This window comes from Lysinibacillus sp. fkY74-1 (assembly GCF_053165895.1).
Genome location: NZ_CP170173.1, coordinates 231090 through 252215 on the forward strand (window position 1 = coordinate 231090; position 21126 = coordinate 252215).

At 40.3% G+C, this 21126-nt stretch carries 14 protein-coding genes, 17 tRNA genes, 2 rRNA genes and 2 riboswitches; of the genes, 31 read left to right on the forward strand and 2 right to left on the reverse strand.

Going from position 1 to position 21126, the window contains the following annotated elements; translation table 11 throughout:
- The first annotated feature begins 96 nt into the window (after window positions 1-96).
- The 21 genes from ACE1MS_RS01080 to ACE1MS_RS01180 all read left to right on the forward strand — a co-directional run bounded on the left by ACE1MS_RS01080 (window position 97) and on the right by ACE1MS_RS01180 (window position 6612).
- Window positions 97-3024: ribosomal RNA gene (locus ACE1MS_RS01080) — 23S ribosomal RNA — on the forward strand.
- A gap of 65 nt (window positions 3025-3089) precedes the next feature.
- Window positions 3090-3205: ribosomal RNA gene (rrf, locus tag ACE1MS_RS01085) — 5S ribosomal RNA — on the forward strand.
- An 11-nt stretch (window positions 3206-3216) separates the two neighbouring features.
- A tRNA-Val gene (locus tag ACE1MS_RS01090) sits at window positions 3217-3292 on the forward strand.
- Between the two features lie 4 nt (window positions 3293-3296).
- Window positions 3297-3372: transfer RNA gene (locus tag ACE1MS_RS01095), tRNA-Asp, on the forward strand.
- 10 nt (window positions 3373-3382) lie between these two features.
- Window positions 3383-3458 (forward strand) — tRNA-Thr (locus ACE1MS_RS01100).
- Between the two features lie 7 nt (window positions 3459-3465).
- Window positions 3466-3549: transfer RNA gene (locus ACE1MS_RS01105), tRNA-Tyr, on the forward strand.
- Between the two features lie 4 nt (window positions 3550-3553).
- A tRNA-Trp gene (locus tag ACE1MS_RS01110) sits at window positions 3554-3627 on the forward strand.
- 43 nt (window positions 3628-3670) lie between these two features.
- Window positions 3671-3746 (forward strand) — tRNA-His (locus ACE1MS_RS01115).
- Between the two features lie 9 nt (window positions 3747-3755).
- A tRNA-Gln gene (locus ACE1MS_RS01120) sits at window positions 3756-3830 on the forward strand.
- Between the two features lie 13 nt (window positions 3831-3843).
- A tRNA-Lys gene (locus tag ACE1MS_RS01125) sits at window positions 3844-3916 on the forward strand.
- 18 nt (window positions 3917-3934) lie between these two features.
- Window positions 3935-4011, forward strand: a tRNA-Arg gene (locus tag ACE1MS_RS01130).
- A 15-nt stretch (window positions 4012-4026) separates the two neighbouring features.
- A tRNA-Pro gene (locus tag ACE1MS_RS01135) sits at window positions 4027-4103 on the forward strand.
- Between the two features lie 9 nt (window positions 4104-4112).
- Window positions 4113-4188: transfer RNA gene (locus ACE1MS_RS01140), tRNA-Ala, on the forward strand.
- Window positions 4189-4201: 13 nt separating this feature from the next.
- Window positions 4202-4294: transfer RNA gene (locus ACE1MS_RS01145), tRNA-Ser, on the forward strand.
- Between the two features lie 4 nt (window positions 4295-4298).
- A tRNA-Phe gene (locus ACE1MS_RS01150) sits at window positions 4299-4374 on the forward strand.
- Window positions 4375-4380: 6 nt separating this feature from the next.
- Window positions 4381-4454: transfer RNA gene (locus ACE1MS_RS01155), tRNA-Gly, on the forward strand.
- Between the two features lie 4 nt (window positions 4455-4458).
- Window positions 4459-4532, forward strand: a tRNA-Ile gene (locus ACE1MS_RS01160).
- 7 nt (window positions 4533-4539) lie between these two features.
- Window positions 4540-4616, forward strand: a tRNA-Asn gene (locus tag ACE1MS_RS01165).
- A 1-nt stretch (window position 4617) separates the two neighbouring features.
- A tRNA-Glu gene (locus ACE1MS_RS01170) sits at window positions 4618-4689 on the forward strand.
- Between the two features lie 289 nt (window positions 4690-4978).
- On the forward strand, window positions 4979-6025 hold the full coding sequence (locus ACE1MS_RS01175) for a nitric oxide synthase oxygenase (RefSeq protein ID WP_031417689.1): 1047 nt from the start codon (window positions 4979-4981) through the stop codon (window positions 6023-6025).
- Between the two features lie 65 nt (window positions 6026-6090).
- A complete protein-coding gene (locus ACE1MS_RS01180) occupies window positions 6091-6612 on the forward strand; it encodes a hypothetical protein (RefSeq protein ID WP_036166605.1) in 522 nt (173 codons plus the stop codon).
- Window positions 6613-6670: 58 nt separating this feature from the next.
- Here ACE1MS_RS01180 and ACE1MS_RS01185 read toward each other — a convergent pair whose 3' ends face one another.
- On the reverse strand, window positions 6671-7903 hold the full coding sequence (locus ACE1MS_RS01185; protein ID WP_031417685.1) for a CynX/NimT family MFS transporter: 1233 nt from the start codon (window positions 7901-7903) through the stop codon (window positions 6671-6673).
- Window positions 7904-8054: 151 nt separating this feature from the next.
- A riboswitch (Lysine riboswitch) is annotated at window positions 8055-8231 on the forward strand.
- 82 nt (window positions 8232-8313) lie between these two features.
- Here ACE1MS_RS01185 and ACE1MS_RS01190 point away from each other — a divergent pair.
- From ACE1MS_RS01190 to ACE1MS_RS01210, 5 genes are all read left to right on the forward strand, one after another.
- Entirely contained in the window at window positions 8314-9777 is a 1464-nt protein-coding gene (locus tag ACE1MS_RS01190) for an amino acid permease (protein ID WP_031417683.1), read from the forward strand.
- Window positions 9778-9938: 161 nt separating this feature from the next.
- Entirely contained in the window at window positions 9939-10631 is a 693-nt protein-coding gene (locus ACE1MS_RS01195) for a response regulator transcription factor (protein WP_031417681.1), read from the forward strand.
- A 5-nt stretch (window positions 10632-10636) separates the two neighbouring features.
- Window positions 10637-11572 carry a sensor histidine kinase gene (locus tag ACE1MS_RS01200; protein ID WP_012292501.1) on the forward strand — a complete coding sequence of 312 codons (936 nt, stop codon included), beginning with the start codon at window positions 10637-10639 and terminating at the stop codon, window positions 11570-11572.
- A gap of 137 nt (window positions 11573-11709) precedes the next feature.
- On the forward strand, window positions 11710-12633 hold the full coding sequence (locus tag ACE1MS_RS01205) for an ABC transporter ATP-binding protein (protein WP_031417680.1): 924 nt from the start codon (window positions 11710-11712) through the stop codon (window positions 12631-12633).
- A complete protein-coding gene (locus tag ACE1MS_RS01210; RefSeq protein WP_031417679.1) occupies window positions 12626-13315 on the forward strand; it encodes an ABC transporter permease in 690 nt (229 codons plus the stop codon). The genes ACE1MS_RS01205 and ACE1MS_RS01210 overlap by 8 nt, the downstream gene beginning before the upstream one ends.
- 629 nt (window positions 13316-13944) lie before the next feature.
- On the opposite strand, the gene ACE1MS_RS01215 is transcribed toward ACE1MS_RS01210, so the two are convergent.
- Window positions 13945-15210 (reverse strand): Nramp family divalent metal transporter, encoded by a 1266-nt coding sequence (locus tag ACE1MS_RS01215; RefSeq protein WP_012292505.1) that lies wholly within the window; start codon window positions 15208-15210, stop codon window positions 13945-13947.
- A gap of 212 nt (window positions 15211-15422) precedes the next feature.
- Here ACE1MS_RS01215 and ACE1MS_RS01220 point away from each other — a divergent pair, with 212 nt between their 5' ends.
- From ACE1MS_RS01220 to ACE1MS_RS01240, 5 genes are all read left to right on the forward strand, one after another.
- Window positions 15423-16112: a response regulator transcription factor gene (locus ACE1MS_RS01220; RefSeq protein ID WP_012292506.1), complete on the forward strand. Its 690-nt coding sequence runs from the start codon at window positions 15423-15425 to the stop codon at window positions 16110-16112.
- Window positions 16109-17404 (forward strand): sensor histidine kinase, encoded by a 1296-nt coding sequence (locus tag ACE1MS_RS01225; RefSeq protein ID WP_099805790.1) that lies wholly within the window; start codon window positions 16109-16111, stop codon window positions 17402-17404. Before ACE1MS_RS01220 ends, ACE1MS_RS01225 begins: the two co-directional genes overlap by 4 nt.
- Window positions 17401-18066, forward strand: coding sequence for a PepSY domain-containing protein (locus tag ACE1MS_RS01230; RefSeq protein ID WP_036166615.1), 666 nt, complete (start codon window positions 17401-17403; stop codon window positions 18064-18066). Before ACE1MS_RS01225 ends, ACE1MS_RS01230 begins: the two co-directional genes overlap by 4 nt.
- A gap of 92 nt (window positions 18067-18158) precedes the next feature.
- On the forward strand, window positions 18159-18677 hold the full coding sequence (locus tag ACE1MS_RS01235; protein ID WP_036160619.1) for a PepSY domain-containing protein: 519 nt from the start codon (window positions 18159-18161) through the stop codon (window positions 18675-18677).
- A 213-nt stretch (window positions 18678-18890) separates the two neighbouring features.
- A riboswitch (cyclic di-AMP (ydaO/yuaA leader) is annotated at window positions 18891-19040 on the forward strand.
- A 119-nt stretch (window positions 19041-19159) separates the two neighbouring features.
- A complete protein-coding gene (locus ACE1MS_RS01240) occupies window positions 19160-20983 on the forward strand; it encodes an APC family permease (protein WP_198695288.1) in 1824 nt (607 codons plus the stop codon).
- The last annotated feature ends 143 nt before the right edge of the window (window positions 20984-21126 follow it).

The following is a 21126-nucleotide window of genomic DNA, read 5'->3' on the forward strand; positions in this document are numbered from 1 at the left end:
GGAAGCAATCGAGTAAATGAAGGAGCGTACTTCAGTACGTGACTGATTGAACGAGTGAGGCTGACAACGAAATGTGAAGTGTATGGAAAGCTGATAGGTTAAGTTATTAAGGGCGCACGGCGAATGCCTTGGCACTAGGAGCCGAAGAAGGACGGCACTAACACCGATATGCTTCGGGGAGCTGTAAGTGAGCTTTGATCCGGAGATTTCCGAATGGGGGAACCCACTACGTTTAATCGCGTAGTATCTTGACGTGAATACATAGCGTCTTGAAGGCAGACCCAGGGAACTGAAACATCTAAGTACCTGGAGGAAGAGAAAGAAAAATCGATTCCCTGAGTAGCGGCGAGCGAAACGGGAAGAGCCCAAACCAAGAGGCTTGCCTCTTGGGGTTGTAGGACACTCAATACGGAGTTACAAAAGAACGAGTTAGATGAAGCGACTTGGAAAGGTCCGCCAGAGCAGGTAAAAGCCCTGTAGTCGAAAGTTCGTTCTCTCCTGAGTGGATCCTGAGTACGGCGGAACACGTGAAATTCCGTCGGAATCCGGGAGGACCATCTCCCAAGGCTAAATACTACCTAGTGACCGATAGTGAACCAGTACCGTGAGGGAAAGGTGAAAAGCACCCCGGAAGGGGAGTGAAAGAGATCCTGAAACCGTGTGCCTACAAGTAGTTAGAGCCCGTTAATGGGTGATAGCGTGCCTTTTGTAGAATGAACCGGCGAGTTACGATTACGTGCGAGGTTAAGCTTTAGAAGGCGGAGCCGCAGCGAAAGCGAGTCTGAATAGGGCGAAATAGTACGTGGTCGTAGACCCGAAACCAGGTGATCTACCCATGTCCAGGGTGAAGGTAAGGTAACACTTACTGGAGGCCCGAACCCACGCACGTTGAAAAGTGCGGGGATGAGGTGTGGGTAGCGGAGAAATTCCAATCGAACTTGGAGATAGCTGGTTCTCTCCGAAATAGCTTTAGGGCTAGCCTCGTGATGAGAATACTGGAGGTAGAGCACTGTTTGGACTAGGGGGCCATCCCGGTTTACCGAATTCAGACAAACTCCGAATGCCAGATATTTATACACGGGAGTCAGACTGCGAGTGATAAGATCCGTAGTCAAAAGGGAAACAGCCCAGACCACCAGCTAAGGTCCCAAAGTAATCGTTAAGTGGAAAAGGATGTGGCGTTGCACAGACAACCAGGATGTTGGCTTAGAAGCAGCCATCATTTAAAGAGTGCGTAATAGCTCACTGGTCGAGTGACGCTGCGCCGAAAATGTATCGGGGCTAAACGATTCACCGAAGCTGTGGATTGACATCTACGATGTCAGTGGTAGGAGAGCGTTCTAAGTGCGTTGAAGTCAGACCGGAAGGACTGGTGGAGCGCTTAGAAGTGAGAATGCCGGTATGAGTAGCGAAAGACGGGTGAGAATCCCGTCCACCGTATGACTAAGGTTTCCTGAGGAAGGCTCGTCCGCTCAGGGTTAGTCGGGACCTAAGCCGAGGCCGATAGGCGTAGGCGATGGACAACAGGTTGATATTCCTGTACCACCTCCTCACCGTTTGAGAAATGGGGGGACGCAGTAGGATAGGGTAAGCGCGCTGTTGGTTATGCGCGTCCAAGCAGTAAGGCGTGTGTGTAGGCAAATCCGCACACTGTAACGTTGAGCTGTGATGGCGAGTCCGTATGGACGAAGTTCCTGATTTCACACTGCCAAGAAAAGCCTCTATCGAGGTGAGAGGTGCCCGTACCGCAAACCGACACAGGTAGTCGAGGAGAGAATCCTAAGGTGTGCGAGAGAACTCTCGTTAAGGAACTCGGCAAAATGACCCCGTAACTTCGGGAGAAGGGGTGCTCTTGAGCGTGCAAGCGCATGAGAGCCGCAGTGAATAGGCCCAGGCGACTGTTTAGCAAAAACACAGGTCTCTGCAAAACCGTAAGGTGACGTATAGGGGCTGACGCCTGCCCGGTGCTGGAAGGTTAAGAGGAGTGGTTAGCGCAAGCGAAGCTGCGAATTGAAGCCCCAGTAAACGGCGGCCGTAACTATAACGGTCCTAAGGTAGCGAAATTCCTTGTCGGGTAAGTTCCGACCCGCACGAAAGGCGTAACGATCTGGGCACTGTCTCAACGAGAGACTCGGTGAAATTATAGTACCTGTGAAGATGCAGGTTACCCGCGACAGGACGGAAAGACCCCGTGGAGCTTTACTGTAGCCTGATATTGAATTTTGGTACAACTTGTACAGGATAGGTAGGAGCCAGAGATCTCGGAGCGCCAGCTTCGAAGGAGGCGTCGGTGGGATACTACCCTGGTTGTATTGAAATTCTAACCCATGCCCCTTAGCGGGGCAGGAGACAGTGTCAGGCGGACAGTTTGACTGGGGCGGTCGCCTCCTAAAAGGTAACGGAGGCGCCCAAAGGTTCCCTCAGAATGGTTGGAAATCATTCGTAGAGTGTAAAGGCACAAGGGAGCTTGACTGCGAGACCTACAAGTCGAGCAGGGTCGAAAGACGGGCTTAGTGATCCGGTGGTTCCGCATGGAAGGGCCATCGCTCAACGGATAAAAGCTACCCCGGGGATAACAGGCTTATCTCCCCCAAGAGTCCACATCGACGGGGAGGTTTGGCACCTCGATGTCGGCTCATCGCATCCTGGGGCTGTAGTCGGTCCCAAGGGTTGGGCTGTTCGCCCATTAAAGCGGTACGCGAGCTGGGTTCAGAACGTCGTGAGACAGTTCGGTCCCTATCCGTCGTGGGCGTAGGAAATTTGAGAGGAGCTGTCCTTAGTACGAGAGGACCGGGATGGACACACCGCTGGTGTACCAGTTGTCTTGCCAAAGGCATCGCTGGGTAGCTATGTGTGGACGGGATAAGTGCTGAAAGCATCTAAGCATGAAGCCCCCCTCAAGATGAGATTTCCCATTACGCAAGTAAGTAAGATCCCTCAAAGACGATGAGGTAGATAGGTTCGAGGTGGAAGTGTGGTGACACATGGAGCTGACGAATACTAATCGATCGAGGACTTAACCAAAAAGTTTGAAGCATTCAATGAACCGTTTATCCAGTTTTGAAAGAACAAGCTTTCAATTGAATAAGTGAAGTGATGATGGCAAAGAGGTCACACCCGTTCCCATACCGAACACGGAAGTTAAGCTCTTTAGCGCCGATGGTAGTTGGGGGCTTCCCCCTGTGAGAGTAGGACGTCGCTTCGCTTATTTTTTATGGAGGATTAGCTCAGTTGGGAGAGCACCTGCCTTACAAGCAGGGGGTCGGCGGTTCGAGCCCGTCATCCTCCACCATTTTGGTCCCGTGGTGTAGCGGTTAACATGCCTGCCTGTCACGCAGGAGATCGCCGGTTCGATCCCGGTCGGGACCGCCATTTTTTTATTGCCGGTGTAGCTCAGTTGGTAGAGCAACTGACTTGTAATCAGTAGGTCGTGGGTTCGACTCCTATCGCCGGCACCATTCCCTTGGAGGGGTAGCGAAGTGGCTAAACGCGGCGGACTGTAAATCCGCTCCTTAGGGTTCGGCGGTTCGAATCCGTCCCCCTCCACCATTTTAGGGGCATAGTTCAACGGTAGAATAGAGGTCTCCAAAACCTTTGGTGTGGGTTCGATTCCTACTGCCCCTGCCAGGTATTGAGGTACTCGTTCATATATGGCTGTTATTATATAGTGGCGGTTGTGGCGAAGTGGTTAACGCATCGGATTGTGGTTCCGACATTCGTGGGTTCGATTCCCATCAGTCGCCCCATTTTAAAATTGGGGTATAGCCAAGCGGTAAGGCAACGGATTTTGATTCCGTCATGCCTAGGTTCGAATCCTAGTACCCCAGCCATTTTTTCTTTTACGAGCCATTAGCTCAGTTGGTAGAGCATCTGACTTTTAATCAGAGGGTCGAAGGTTCGAGTCCTTCATGGCTCATCAGTATTTATTATTTTTGCGCCCGTAGCTCAATTGGATAGAGCGTCTGACTACGGATCAGAAGGTTATGGGTTCGACTCCTGTCGGGCGCGCCAATTTATTCATGTTATCGGAATGTAGCTCAGCTTGGTAGAGCACTTGGTTTGGGACCAAGGGGTCGTAGGTTCGAATCCTGTCATTCCGACCATTTATAAATGGGGCCTTAGCTCAGCTGGGAGAGCGCCTGCCTTGCACGCAGGAGGTCAGCGGTTCGATCCCGCTAGGCTCCACCATTTTAATATTTTTGGAGGTATACCCAAGTCTGGCTGAAGGGATCGGTCTTGAAAACCGACAGGCGGGTAACACCGCGCGGGGGTTCGAATCCCTCTACCTCCTCCATTTCGGGTCAGTAGCTCAGTTGGTAGAGCATTAGATTGAAGCTCTAAGTGTCGGCGGTTCGATTCCGTCCTGACCCACCATTATTTGCGGGTGTAGTTTAATGGTAAAACCTCAGCCTTCCAAGCTGATGTCGTGAGTTCGATTCTCATCACCCGCTCCAAAATGGGCCTATAGCTCAGCTGGTTAGAGCGCACGCCTGATAAGCGTGAGGTCGATGGTTCGAGTCCATTTAGGCCCATCATTATTCCGAAGTAGCTCAGTTGGTAGTAGCACCTGACTGTTAATCAGGTTGTCGCAGGTTCGAGTCCTGCCTTCGGAGCCACGGCCCGTTGGTCAAGTGGTTAAGACACCGCCCTTTCACGGCGGTAACACGGGTTCGAATCCCGTACGGGTCATCAAGCATGTAGCACAGTTGTGTGTTACATGCTTTTTTTATATTCTTCATAACAGACATCAAAGCTACGTTTAGTTGCTTTTTAATGTTAGGTCTAAATCCTTTCCTTCTAATAATCCCTCTCTTTCTAGGAAGCGTTACAATTCCATTTCAATCACTACAGGAACATTGTTTCATGTTAAATTTGAACAAACTATTTCATATATGAAATATGTATGTTTTTTCACTAGCTATTTTCATGGTGCTTATTGCCTTGTTCCTCTAATATGGGGATAAGTGGAGGAATCAATATGAATATACAGGAGATACAATGTTTTTTAAATCAATACCAGCAAGAACAAAATGAATCCGAACTTTGGTTAGAACATAGATTACAACAGATTAAAAGAGCAGGGGAATATAAGCCTACAACAGAAGAGCTAGTTTTTGGTGCACGGGCTGCATGGCGTAATAGCAATAAATGTATTGGACGGTTGTTTTGGCAATCGTTGCATGTAGTAGATGCAAGAGAAGTTTTAGATGAACAGAGCATTTTTCAAAAGTTACTAGAGCATATAGAGTATGCCACAAATCAGGGGAAAATCCGTCCAACTATAACAGTGTTTGCAAATGATAGAGTACGGATTTGGAATCATCAGCTAATTCGTTACGCAGGCTATGAAACAGAAGAAGGCATCATTGGGGATGCACATTCTATCACTTTTACAAAAGTATGTGAATCGATGGGCTGGAAAGGCGAGCGTACACCCTTTGATGTGTTACCACTAGTCATACAGGTAGATGGACATGCTCCACAGCTATTTACAATTCCTACAGAGTATATTTTAGAGGTTCCAATACGTCATCCAGAATCGGAAGCTGTGGAGGAATTAGAGTTAAAATGGTATGCTGTTCCTATTATTTCGAGTATGCGTTTTCAAATGGCTGGCATTGATTTTCAAGCGGCTCCATTTAATGGCTGGTATATGGGAACTGAAATTGGTGCACGCAATTTAGCCGATCATGACCGCTATAATATGCTGCCAGCTATTGCGGACATATTTAATTTGGATACTACTAAACAAGCCTCTCTATGGCGTGATCGTGCATTAGTGGAGCTCAATATTGCTGTTCTTCATTCTTTTAAAGAGGACGGTGTGAGCATTGTAGATCATCATACTGCTGCTCAGCAGTTTAAATTATTTGAGGAAGCTGAGAAATCGGCAGGGCGAGAAATTACGGGTAACTGGACATGGTTAATCCCACCACTTTCCCCTGCGACCACTCATATATTCCATAAACCTTATATAAATACTTATCATACGCCCAATTATTTTTATCAAAAACCATGTTATTAACTTGAAAGGAGTTGTTTTAAAACCAACAGCTTCTAAGTACCGTTTTGGGGGAGGGGCAATTCAAGATGTTGAACCAAAATATTTCGAATATCCCTTGGCAACAATTGACGACACCTTATGGCAGAGGAACAGACATTCCTCGTTTAATTGAACAAGAACAATATCAAGAGCTGACAGAATTAATCGAACATCAAGGAACACTTTGGCAGGTGACGCCATGGGTTTTACTTATTCTTTTAAAAAAGCTCTCAAGTAAAAATGTAGAGGAAGTCTCCTTAGCAGAAATAAAGCTTTATTTAGCTGTGGCTCATGCAATAACTGAGGATTATCAAGATTCAACACATAACGTTTCAACGATGCAGGAGCTATTGGATACGAAATATTTATGGATAGAAAATGAAGATGATGATGAGCTGGAGTGGGAGGGAGATCCGCCTAGAGGTTATGAGCCAGAAGCTTTTTTAGGCTATTATTATTTTAGTTTTTTACTCCTTCAAGAGGCGATCCCTGTTTTTACTACTATTAAGGCATATATCAAGAGCGCAACAGAGGAACTTTCGGAACTACTAGCCTTACTAAAACATTAGAAAAAAGGAATTGATATAGACAAAAAGCAGATGGTTTAGCTTCCCCATCTGCTTAAATCTAATGGACATATTCATCTTTAGATGCTCGCATGGAGCATAAGAAGAGTGTCATAGCTACAACAACAAAGAGCCAACCTGCAATATTCCAACCACCAAACAGATCATGGAGGTATCCGAAAAGAATTGGACCAATGGCAGCGAATAAATAGCCTAATGATTGTGCAAATCCTGATAGATCAGCGGCTTCAAATGCTGTACGCGTACGGAGTGTGAAGAACATCATTGCTAATGCGAATGAAGCCCCACCTGCTAAACCTAGAAGAATCATCCATAATATCCCCATAGTTGTCCACTCCATCACAACGCCGACAAATCCTACTAAATAGAACGATGTAAACATGAGGACAAGTGGTCTCTGTGAAGTCATTTTACCGGCAATAATAGGGACAACCAATGCCATGGGAACTTGTGAAAATTGCATAATAGAAAACATCCAACCAGCTTTATCAGGAGCCAATCCCTGCGCAATATAAATTTCAGGAATCCAAGCTGCTGTTGTATAAAATAATAAAGATTGTAACCCCATTGCACCTGTTACTGCCCATGTAACAGGTGATTTCCAAAGAGGTTTACCTGTTTTTTTGGAGGTAGTAGCTGGTTTTGGCTTATTTAATTTCAATTGAGGTATCCAGATTAAAATGGTTAATACGACTAATATAAGCGCCACAGCCAATGCCCCTTGCCAACCTAGTGAAGAATTAGCTATTGGATAACTAATACCAGCTCCAAGCCCCGCTGTTAAGTTCATCGACATAGTGAAAAATGCCATCAATAATCCTACATGATAAGGAAATTTTAATTTTAATAATCCTGGAATCAACACATTTCCAAATGATATTGCTACGCCAATGAGCACTGTACCAAATACAAGTAACCCTGTTGTACCGAGGGAGCGTAGTACAATACCTAAGGCCAATAAAATAGTGGATAAAAATAAGGTTAGCTCAAGCCCAAGTTTTCGTGCTACAACTGGTGCGAACGGTGATATGATGGCAAAAGCAAGCAATGGTATAGTTGTAAGAAACCCAGCTAGAACATTGGAAATACCAAGGTCGTCGCGTATAAAGGATACAATTGGACCCACAACAGTTAGTGGCATGCGTAATGTAGATGCTATAAATATTACGCCAAAAACTAATAATAAAGTTGTTCCCTTCCAGCTAATTTTTCTACTTGGGAAGCTGGAGGAATGATCATTTAAAGTCAAAATAATTCCCCCTGTTATAACCATTCTAATTGAACTACTATAACACTTTATCACACTATTAAAAATAGTGGAAAATTCACAAAATACAGAACTTTTATAGTTATATTGAAATGTCTTAGGTCTTATGTTAATATAGTAAACATCATAAATTTAATAATTATATGCCTCATGTTTGTATTGAGGTAGAGGTCGCGATATTTATAAGTAAGCTAATTGAAATGACAAGCATTGAAGAGATTAGCTGAAAGGAAATATTGCCGAAGTGTGAGGGGACTTGAAAACCTCATGCTGGGGCTGTCTCCGAAAGGAACAGAACTGTCACGTTTGTACAACGTGTTGAGCTATCATTTAGGAAAAACTGAGGATTAACTTAGCCATCACATTGTTCATGTGATGGCATTTTTTTGCCTCATAAATAGGAAGGAAGCTATATCGTGAGTGAAATAAAAATCAATCAGCTCGGCCATAAAGCACCGAAGCTGAAAAAAGAATTAAAAAGCCGTCATATCACAATGATTTCTTTAGGCGGTACAATTGGTACGGGGCTATTTTTGGCTAGTGGTGGTGCTATTGCACAAGCCGGTCCGGGAGGCGCATTGCTTGCCTATGCCTTAATCGGTATTATGGTATATTTTTTAATGACAAGTTTAGGTGAAATGGCTGCCTATATGCCGTCCTCAGGATCTTTTAGTACGTATGCGACAAAATTTGTAGATCCCGCTTTAGGTTTTGCACTGGGCTGGAACTACTGGTATAACTGGGCAATTACGATTGCGGCAGAGATTGCGGCAGTATCATTAATTATGAAATATTGGTTCCCAAATAGCTCATCAGCACTTTGGACAGTATTATTTATTGTGATTGTACTGACATTTAATTTATTGTCTGTAAAGAGCTATGGGGAAAGTGAATATTGGTTTGCGATGATTAAAGTGGCTACGGTCATTGTATTTATTATTATTAGCTTATTAATGATTTTTGGTATTTTGGGTGGACAAGCACCTGTAGGTTTTACAAATTTCTTTATTAGTGATGGGCCATTCCATGGAGGCTTCCTTGCAACATTTGGTATTTTCCTTGCGGCAGGATTTTCATTCCAAGGAACAGAGCTACTTGGGATTACTGCAGGTGAAACAGATGATCCAGGAAAAAATATACCGAAGGCAGTAAAATCTGTGTTTTGGCGAATTATTTTATTTTATATTTTAGCCATTGCTGCTATCGGGATGTTGATTCCATTTACAGATGAGCGCTTATTATCGGAAGATATCGCTGTATCCCCATTTACACTCGTTTTTGATCGCTTAGGTATTGCTTTTGCTGCTTCCTTAATGAATGCCATTATTTTAACGGCTATGCTATCAGCAGGTAATTCTGGATTGTATGCATCTTCACGTATGCTATGGCAATTAGCAGTGGATGGTCATGCTCCTAAATTCTTTGCAAAGTTAAGTCGTCGAGGCATTCCAATTTATGCACTAATCGCAACATTAGCTGTAGGCTGTGTAGCGTTTTTAGCGTCATTCTTTGGTGATGGGGTCGTTTATATTTGGCTTTTAAATGCCTCTGGGATGTCAGGTTTTATTGCTTGGCTAGGTATTGCATTTAGTCATTATCGTTTCCGTCGTGCCTTCGAAGCTCAGGGCTTAGATCCAAAGCTATTACCGTATAAAGCAAAGCTATACCCATTCGGTCCACTATTCGCCTTTACGATTTGTATGATTGTTGTAATTGGACAGAATTACACAGCGTTTATCGGTGATACAATCGATTGGTATGGTATCCTTGTTTCTTATATCGGTATTCCCCTGTTCCTATTGCTATGGCTGGGGTACAAAATTAAACATAAAACAAAAATGCTTCCTCTTAAAGATTGTGATTTAAAAGTAGAAAATTAAACGAAAAGCTGTTCTATAAACCGTTGTATGATGGTTGATGGGACAGCTTTTTTATATATAGACCTTTAAAATTATTACTAAACCAATATCATATATATGGTAATATACTATAGATATGGAAGTGTGATTTTTGACTTTCTGGTAGGGAGAGGTGCATGGAAATGCAAAAACATATTTTACTAGTGGAAGATGATGAGGCTATTCGCGATATGGTAGCGAATTTTTTATTATTGGAAGGCTTCGATGTCACCACTGCAAATAATGGAGAAGAGGCATTACAATATTGTTTAAATCAAACTTTTGATTTAGTTATACTAGATATTATGATTCCTAAGCTTAATGGATTAGAGGTTTTAAAAGTAATTCGAGAACAGGCAGCACTTCCAATCATCATTATGTCTGCAAAGGATAGTGATGTAGATAAAGCGCTTGGGTTGGGATTAGGGGCAGATGATTATATTGCTAAGCCATTTTCTATGCTGGAATTCTCTGCTCGCGTAAAGGCCGTTATTAGACGAGCAACAAAATACGCTGGCCAAACAGATCACAAACAAGATGTAGTAGTCATAGGCCATTTAAAGATAGATATTGTTAATTTTTCTATAAATAAAAATGGACTGGAAGTAAAGCTAACATCAAAGGAATTTGCCATCTTAAAGCTATTTGTAACAAACCGAAACCGAGTTTTTACGAAGGAGCAAATTTATCAGCTAATATGGAAAGATGCATATTATGGTGATGAAAATATTATTAATGTACATATTCGAAGGCTACGCGAAAAAATTGAAGATGATCCATCCAACCCCCAGTACATTAAAACACTGTGGGGAATTGGCTACAAATTTGAAGGATAGCAGATATGATCATCATTCTATTCATTATCATTTTGGTGCTTATAGGAATTGTTATTTTTCAATGGAAAACAAAAAAAGAACAAAATCAGACGGTCCAATATATGTATGAAAAACTTCAAATCATCGTTCAAGAACAAAGTAACGAAAAAATTTTGGTAACTACGAGCAATACACAAGTTCAACAGCTACTTATTTCAATAAATGCTTGGCTGGACTATCACCAAAAAGTTCAGGCGACCCATCGGAAAATGGAAGATTCCATGAAAAAAATGTTGGCCAACATTTCACATGATTTAAAAACGCCCTTAACGGTTGTGCTAGGCTATATTGAAATGCTTCAGCTCCAAGGCTCAGCTAGTGAGGAAGAACGCCAAAGACTATTAGCAGGCGTGCATGCTAAAACATTAGAAGTATTAAAAATCATTCATACATTTTTTGATCTTGCCAAATTAGAGGCTGGAGATACAGATTATCCAATCACTAAAATCAATGTTTGTGAAATTAGCCGAAAAAATATATTATCATTTTACGATATGGTGACGTCGATGGGATTAGATATCAATATTACAATTCCTGAAACGCCTATGTATGCCCTTGGCAATGAAGAAGCATTAAATAGGGTTCTCAACAATCTTTTATCCAATGCTCTTGCCTATGGAGCGGATGGCAATGTAATGGGCTTAACTATAAGAAATGATGACACGAGTATTTATATAGATGTATGGGATTGTGGTAAAGGAATTGATGAATACCATATTGATAATGTATTTGAGAGAATGTACACGCTAGAGGACTCTCGCAATAAATCCTTTCAGGGGAGTGGCCTCGGTTTAACGATTACAAAGCGATTAGTGGAAATGATGGATGGTTCCATCCAGTTATCAAGTATTCCCTATAAAAAGACCATTTTTACCATTGCTTTAAAACGAATGACGTATTGAAATCACATGCTTGTAGAGCTTTTATGGTGCTTTACAGGCTTTTATTATGCGCTTAAGAAATTTGTAAGAATCAAGTAATAAATTAGAGAGCTTCATTTTTTATAATGACAATAGCCACATTTGAGGGAGAGATTGACATGACATACATTGTGAAAACAAACCAGCTTACGAAAGTGTACGAAGGAAAAGAAGTGGTTTCTGCTGTCAATATGAACGTGAAGAAGGGGGAGATTTATGGTTTTTTAGGCCCTAATGGAGCGGGTAAAACGACAGTGATGAAGATGCTAACAAATTTGACGAAGCCAACAAGCGGAGATGTTGAAATATTTGGTGAGAGGTTGACCGATCAATCGTATGAGATATTAAAAAGAATGGGAACGATTATTGAATATCCTATTTTCTATGAAAAATTAACGGCTAGAGAAACTTTAGAACTGCATTGCGAATATATGGGGTATTACAATAAGCAGGAAATAGCTCATGTACTTAACCTTGTAAAATTAACAAATACAGAGGAAAAAAGGGTAAAAGATTTTTCACTAGGGATGAAACAAAGACTAGGTATTGCCCGTGCTATTATTACAAAGCCAGAGCTCCTAATTTTAGATGAGCCAATTAATGGACTAGACCCTATTGGGATTAAAGAGTTGAGAGAGCTTTTCAAAATGCTCTGTATGGAGTATGGCATTACAATTATTATCTCTAGTCATATATTAGGGGAAATTGAACAGTTGGCCGATACAATTGGTGTCATCAAGGAAGGTAGACTCATTACTGAAGTAACGATGGATACGATAAATCGTAATCAAGCCGACTATATTGAAGTGATTGTAAACGATGGTAAGAAGGCTGCCTTTATTTTAGAAAGTAAATTAAAAATGGCTAATTTCAAGCTGATGGATGACAATTCTATACGAATTTATGATTTGACCGTATCCCAAAAAGTTCTAACAAAAACATTGATTGAACATGACATTGAGATAGAGGAGATTAGCAAGAAAACAAGCACATTAGAGGATTACTTCCTTAAGCTAATAAATGGAGGGATTGTTCATGCTTAATTTAATGCGTTTAGAAATGAAAAAATATCATTTAAGCTCCTATTTTAAAAGTGCTATGTTTGCTAACATTATTATTTTAGGTTTTATGTTTATGATTTTATTTATTTCTAAAATAGAAGAGGAAGTTGGTATTGAAAATTATGAAATGGCTTTAAGTGTCATTGATTCATTTGTCAGAGCGGTATTTATTATTTTTGCAGCTACTTTAATAGCTAAGCTGATCATTGGAGAATATAAGTTTAAAACAATCACATTGGCCTTCATGTATCCTGTAAGCCGAAAGAAATTAATCGCTGCTAAGCTTGCAATTGTCATGATTTTTACCTTTAGTGTAATCATCATTTCCAATGTCTTGATTACAACCATCTTTTGCATCGTAAGCGATAAATTTGATTTAATTCCTGATGTATTATCTAATACTTTAATCATGCAACATATACCATCTGTATTCATGAATGCAATTGCTGCCTCAGGGATAGCATTAATTCCGTTGTATTTCGGTATGAGAAAATACTCTATTCCAGCAACAATTATTTCAGCTATTCTAATTGTATCAGTGACTTCATCCAATACAGGTAACTTCACATTAAATGACATCATTATTATTCCAATCTCACTAGCAATCTTAGGTGTTAGTATTGCCTACCTAGCTATCCGTAATATTGAGAAGGTCGATGTTTAATGAAAGAGCCAGTATAAGTTTTGTTGATATCGAACGATGATGATAGCAATTTGATCGTTTGTAACACTCACATAGTTGGTCTTGTAAAATAGGTAACTAAACTTATTAAATATAAAAAGAAATTAACGTATAGCAATAAAAATAAGTAATTAGAATCCCATAATAGAAATTTAATTAAAATAGAAAAGGAAGTGGCCAATAAAATAGTTAATAACAGATTTCCTTTTTTGGCATAGTGGCATTGAATAACTATTAATACAATAATAATAAGTATAGGAATATAAAATTTCATGAAAAAAACCTCCTATTTATAATTAAAAAAATTACTAAAATGTAAATGTGTGTAATAAAAATCTTATATTTATTTGGAGGTGATTACAATGAAATTAAGAATTCTACACTTGTTGCTGTATTATCAACTGTAGTTTCTGCAACTGCTTCAGCTGCCCCACAAGATGTGTCTACTTAAGGTTTCCCTTTTGCATGCACCGGTCCTTGTAGGGATAGATAATATCCGATAGTATTAAAATCAGCTATAATTGTCTCCTATAGATGGTTATAGATTATCAACAAAAAGGCATCGAGATTTTTCTTCTCGATGCCTTTTGTTAGTCTATTAATTCACTATTTTATCCAAATATTGTTTCGCTTAGTAAGTAAATATTTAATGCCACTACGATCACAACTACAAACCAGCCTAAAATAGTAGTAATACGGTGGTTCACTAAACCGCCCATAATGTCCCGTTTGCTTGTAAACATAACGAGAGGGACGAGGGCAAATGCAATACCAAAAGATAACACAACCTGACTAAGAACAAGCGCATAGGTTGCGTTTACACCAGATGCAATAATCGCTAGCGGCGGGACCATTGTAATGGCTCTCCGTAAATAAAGTGGTATTTTTCGTTGAATAAAGCCTTGCATCACTACGTCACCTGCTAATGTCCCTACAGATGAGCTAGCTAGCCCAGCAATAAGTAAACCAAGACCAAAGGAAACGGCAGCCATTGGACCGAGAGCATCCTTTAATCCGTTATAGGCAACGTCTAAATCCTCTACTACGATTCCTTGTGTGTGAAATACTGCTGCCGCGATAATGAGCATACTCATATTGATGGCTCCAGCAATAATCATAGCGATGATAATATCAATAAATTCAAAACGGAAGATTCTTCTTTTTTCTTCTTCATTACGACCGATAATACGACTTTGTGTTAAAGAAGAATGTAAGTAAATAGCATGGGGCATGACGGTCGCACCTAAAATACCAGTTGCTAATAGTAATGAGTCCACCCCCTCAAACTGAGGTGTGAACATACCAATTGCTACTTCGCCCCATTCTGGCTGAGCTAAAAACGTTTGGAAGGCAAATGCTAAAACCACAATTAAAACCATACCAGAAATGCCTGCCTCAAATGCTCTGAATCCTCTTCTTTGAAGCTCTAGAATAGCAAATGATCCAATAGCTGTAATGATAGCTGCTGGAAGCATAGGGATATTAAATAACAAGTAAAGCCCTAATGCTGCTCCGATAAACTCAGCAAGGTCGGTAGCAATAATGACTAATTCAGCCTGAATCCAAAGAAATATAGATGTTTTTTTAGAAAAATGTTCACGTGCCACCTCAGGTAAATTTTTCCCTGTCGCAATCCCAAGCTTTGCAGATAAGGATTGGATGAGCACCGCCATTAAATTAGAAAAGGCTATTACCCAAAGGAGTAAGTAACCATACTGAGAGCCAGCTGTAATATTTGTGGCAAAATTGCCAGGATCAATATAGGCGACCGCTGCAATGAATGCAGGCCCAAGAAAAGGCAAAAAACGTCGCCAACCTTTTATATCTCCATCTAAAACTGCCTCGGCAGACGATTTTGTGACTTGTTTATATACCATATTGTTCCCTCATTTCAAAAAGTATCGTTCGAGAAATAAAGTTTCCTAGAGGAAAATGAGATAATAGTATTCTAACGCTAGGATTAGAAAAAGGGAAGCGCTTTGCTTAAAACTTTAAAAAAATAAGTATGCACACTTCTCATCAATTTCTAATTAGACTTTCCTTACCTCTATCGTTTACGATGAAAGAAAAGGTGAAGGACTGATTCGACGTGAGCAATCGAATTTTAATTATAGAAGATGAAGAAAATATTGCGAGAGTGCTGCAGTTAGAGCTTCAATTTGAAGGCTATGAAGCGGTGATAGCCCATACAGGAGCAGATGGTTTATTGCAATATCGTGAGGAGCAATGGGATTTAATCTTACTGGATATTATGTTACCCGAAATGAGTGGTATAGATGTGCTAAAGCGGATTCGCGCAACAGAATCAAAGACCCCAGTTATCATGCTAACTGCTAAAAGTGAGGTAGAGGATAAGGTAAAGGGCTTGGATTTAGGAGCTAATGATTATGTGACAAAGCCCTTTGAAATTGAAGAATTACTGGCCCGTATCCGTAATGCACTACGGTTTTCTCAAAATGCTAGTCCAACAAAGGTCGGTGTATCGTTTGGACAGTTATCGATCAATGAGCAGACAAGAGAAGTGATTTATTATGGTAAGGAAATCCAGCTGACTCCTAGAGAATACGATTTATTGCTGTATCTTATGAAGCATCCTAAGCAAGTGCTCACAAGGGAACAAATATTAGAGACGGTATGGGGCTTTGATTACTACGGAGATACAAATGTTGTGGATGTTTATATTCGTTATGTACGCCAAAAGCTTGAAATTGCAAATGCAACGCCCATTATTCAAACAGTTCGTGGTGTAGGTTATGTGCTAAAGGAAAATAAATCATGAAGCTTAAAACAAAAATTCATCTACTGACCACTTTGTTAATGCTAGTAATTTTAGTGGCAACTAATAGTGGAATTTATTTTTTGTACGAGAAATTTGCCTATAATACGGAATATAGTCAACTTCATACACGAGCGAATGATTTAAGCTCAACATTAAGTCAGTTAAATGCACAAACCAACCTACAGCAAGTATTAAGAGCGTACATGCCAGCTGGTGGTGCAATCTATGTTTATGATGGAGAAAATTTGAAGACGAAGGTTCAGGCTACTCTAGATATGCCCGATGTTACTTCCATTACCTATACAATGCCTACTATTTGGATAGATGGGACAATTGTGGATATCACCTTACAACAATCCATGGAGGAAGTAGAAAGTACATTGGATTTATTAAAGGCTATTTTGATAGTCGTGTCCATTATTGCCACCATTCCAATCTTTTTAGCGAGCCTGGCACTTGGTCGCCTAATTTTGTTACCACTAGAACGCTTAAATGCGACAATGCGCAAAAGTGCATCGACGGGGAAATATGAAAAAATGGACATCCCGGCTAAAGGTGGGGATGAATTAGCAAAAATTAATCGAACTTTCAATATGATGATGGAGAAGCTTGAACAGCACTATCAAAAGCAACAGGAATTCGTTTCAAATGCTTCTCACGAATTAAAGACGCCTATTACTGTCATCGAAAGCTATGCAAAGTTACTCTTACGAAGAGGCTTTGACAATCGTGAAGTAGCGCAAGAATCGCTTCAGGCTATTGCAAATGAGTCTTCTCGTATGCATGAAATGGTATTGCAATTGTTAGAGCTAGCAAAAAATAATGAGCATATAGAAATTCATATTGAACAGCTAGAGCTAGCTCCCTTTTTAAATAAAGTAGCTGCACAAATGCAGCAGGCGTATCATAGAGCTTTTATAGTCGATGCAAAAGCACCACAATTTATCTATAGTGATGAAAAAATTTTGAAGCAATTACTCTTTATTTTGCTTGATAATGCTAGGAAGTATAGTGAGGGGGATGTTTATATTTCCACAGCAGAAACTACTTCACACGTGCGAATGACTATTCAGGACTTTGGCGTCGGTATTCCTAAGGAGCATATTCCGCATTTGTTTGAGCGTTTTTACCGTGTCACAGAGGATCGCAATCGTAAAACAGGTGGTTCTGGTTTAGGGCTTGCGATTGCACATAATCTTGCAGGACAATTGGGCATCACTATAGATGTGGAAAGTACAGTTGGGGAAGGATCAAGTTTTACCTTATGTATACCGAAGGAGGGGCAGCAATGAAAAAGTGGGTTGTACTAATTATTGTAATTGTCCTTCTTTGTAGCGGAGTGCTTTGGTTTATTCAAAATCGCTATTTTCAAAAGGAGTCTCTCAGTGAAGAAGAGGCGATTCGCCATATCGAAGCTATTTATAAAGGTCAAGTTTCAGAAGTAAAGAAACATGGAAATACATTTGAAATACAATTTACACGTGAGAATTTGAAATATACAGCCATGCTTGATGCTACAACACAGCAGGTTTCTGATCTAACGTTGCAAAAAGGGCAAAGTAAATTATTGTTAACAGAAAATCAAATAAGAAAAATGGTGAAAGAAAAATATGGTGAGGTAGAAAGCGTCATGCTCACGGAAACCATTTATACCGCACGTGTTGAAAAGGAACATAAGCAAAAAGATATCACAGTAGATGGCTATTCGGGTGAAGTGTTATCTGAAAAAGATGTAGAACCATTAAATCAGCCTGAAAACCCCCACATTATTACCGAACAGCAAGCCATTGATATAGCGCTGCAACAATTAACCGGGAAGGTGGATTCTGTAGATTTTGAAGATACGGCGGAGGGCGGTTATTATTTAGTTGAAATTGAAACAGAGCATGAAGAAGCCACGTTCCAAATTCATGCTGTATCTGGAAAGGTCCTTTCTGTTTCATGGGACGATTAAAGAGTTTTCTCATGAAATTCTAATGTTCCTCTTATAGTTCTATCATCTTTGCTTGGTAAGCTAAAAGCAGATAAAACAAAGGAGAGATGAACATGAAAAAAATAATTATGATTCCTGCATTAGTGGTGACTCTTGGTGTTGGAGCGGCGATTGGCTCTACAACTTTATTATCAGGAAGTGCACAAGAAAAAAAGGTCCTATCCATGCAAAAAATCGAAAAGAAGGCATTGGCAGTAGTAGAGGGGACAGTAGTAGATATTGAACTTGATCAAAATAACTACCGCTCTGTTTATGAGGTAGAGGTGCATACTGATACAGATGAGTATGATTTAAAATTCGATGCCTATACCGGAAAATTACTTAAGCAGAAGAAAGAGCGTCAAGATGACGACGATAATGAATGGGTTAACACTAATACTGCTACCAACCTTATAAGTAAAGAAAAGGCTATTGAAGCGGCTCTAACAAAAGCAAAGGGTACAGTAACAAAAATTAAATTAGATGATGGGATTTATGAAATCGAGTTAAAAGATGGCCAATATGAATATGAGGTTGATGTTGATCCGATTACAGGAGAAATTGTTAATTTTGAAAAAGATATGGAAGACTAATATTGGTTGTTGCCTTAAAAGTAGAGCATACTTTTAAGGTTTTTTTTGTTGTATAATCCCTTTAAATTAGGTGTTTGCGAGGAAATTAATTTCTACCACGGATATTTACCATGAGTTCAAAATGTCTATGTATTTCACTTGTGAAAAAGAAAAATTTTCTTCTTTACTTTTTTAATTGACAGGCGTAATATGGCATCATTATTAAAGTTTCAAATTTCTAAATCGCTGAAGCAAACTAGACGCGGGGGACCCATTTTTGACGGAGTGCATAAGCAATTCTAGGGGTGAATCTCTTCTTTTGAAGGGTAGGGCTACTCAGGCCCGAATCCGACAGCTAACCTCGTAAGCGTTAAGAGCAGAAAAGTTGGAGCTTGGCAGACAGATGAGCGTCTACAAGTCTTATTTGGTGATGACTTGTAGGCGTTTTTTGATCTCATTTAGGAAGGCGAAACACAATCTAAGAAACTAGAAGGTGTTTATTGATGAAATCCTCATTTAAACGTTATGTAATCGGCAAACCATTAAGATCCGATGCGTTAGGGGAACAAAAGCTTAGTAAAACAAAGGCATTGGCCATATTATCGTCCGATGCTTTGTCTTCCGTAGCCTATGGACCAGAACAAATTTTAATTGTCCTGATGACTGTGGGAACATTAGCATTTTGGTATTCTTTACCGATTGCTGCAGGGGTTGTTGTCCTTTTGGTGGCACTGACTTTATCATATCGTCAGGTTATTTTCGCCTATCCACATGGAGGTGGCGCTTATATAGTATCTAGGGAAAATTTAGGTGTGAATGCGGGTCTTGTAGCAGGAGGCTCATTGCTCGTTGATTATATTTTAACGGTAGCGGTAAGTGTATCTGCAGGTACAGACGCAATTACATCGGCATTTCCAAGTCTGCATCCATACAATGTGCTAATCGCTATTATATTTGTGATTTTTTTAACGATCTTGAATTTACGTGGTGTAACAGAGTCCGCCTCTGTTTTGGCATATCCAGTCTATCTGTTTGTAGTCGTTATGTTAGTGTTAATTGGGTTGGGGCTCTATAATGTTGCAACAGGTCAGGTGCCAGCAGAGCTGCATCCAAAGATTGGTACTCCAGTAGCAGGGATTAGTTTATTTATTTTATTAAAGGCATTTGCGTCAGGAAGCTCAGCCTTAACAGGTGTAGAGGCTATCTCGAATGCCATTCCTAATTTTAGAAATCCTGCCCCTAAAAACGCTGCTAAAACATTGTTAGCGATGGGGGGAATCTTAGCGGTTTTATTTATCGGTATTGTTAGTTTAGCGTATTTTTACGGAATTGCGCCAACTTCGGAAGCGACAGTCGTTTCCCAACTGGCAGAAGCAAGTGTTGGTCGAAATATCTTTTATTATATAGTACAGGGTGCAACAGCGATGATTTTGGTACTTGCAGCAAATACGGGCTATTCTGCATTTCCTCTACTTGCTGTCAATTTATCAAAAGACGGTTTTATCCCGAGAATATTTCAAATGCGTGGGGATCGCCTTGGTTATTCGAACGGCATTATGATGCTAGGGCTAGCAGCCATTATCTTAATCATCTTATTTGATGGGACAACGGAACATTTGATTCCACTCTATGCTGTTGGGGTATTTATTCCGTTTACATTAGCGCAAACCGGTATGATGAGAAAATGGTGGCGTGAAAAACCTACTGGCTGGATGGCAAAATTTACGATCAATACAATGGGTGCAGCCATTTCATTCATCGTAGCGATGATGTTTTTTGTGACAAAAATGCCTCAAGTATGGCCAGTGTTTGTCTTTTTACCAATTATCATTTTCGTATTTCATCGAATCAAGCTTCATTATCAAGCCGTTGGAGAGCAGCTGAGATTGAGTAAAGAGGAACTGGCAACCATTGAGGGCAATGTTTTCATTGTACCAGTAGCTGGTATAACGAAGGTGGTTGAAAATTCTCTTCATTATGTGAAATCACTAAGGGTTGATAAAGTTATTGCCTTTTATGTGGCTTTCGATCCAGCAGATGCAAAAGCCTTCGAAGAAAAATGGCAGGCTTGGCAACCAGATATTCGATTAGTAACCTATTATTCAGCATATCGTAGCATCACACAGCCATTGATAAAATTTATTGATAAAGTGGACCATCAATGTGCGAAAACAGGTCATAAAGTAACGGTTGTTATCCCTCAATTTTTACCGAAAAAAGGCTGGCATCATATGCTTCACAACCAATCGAGCTTATTAATACGTACGACATTGTTATTTCACAGAAATGTCGTGATTATGACAGTACCTTTTCATTTATCAAAATAATGCTAGCATGCTAGAAAATTGTCTGTTATAATCAGTACGTTGATTGAAAACACGAACGTTTACAATTAAAAAGTCGCAGAATACCATTAAATTCCGAAAAATCAAACTTTTTTTAGTAGAAGTTATAGGCTTCTACCGAATAT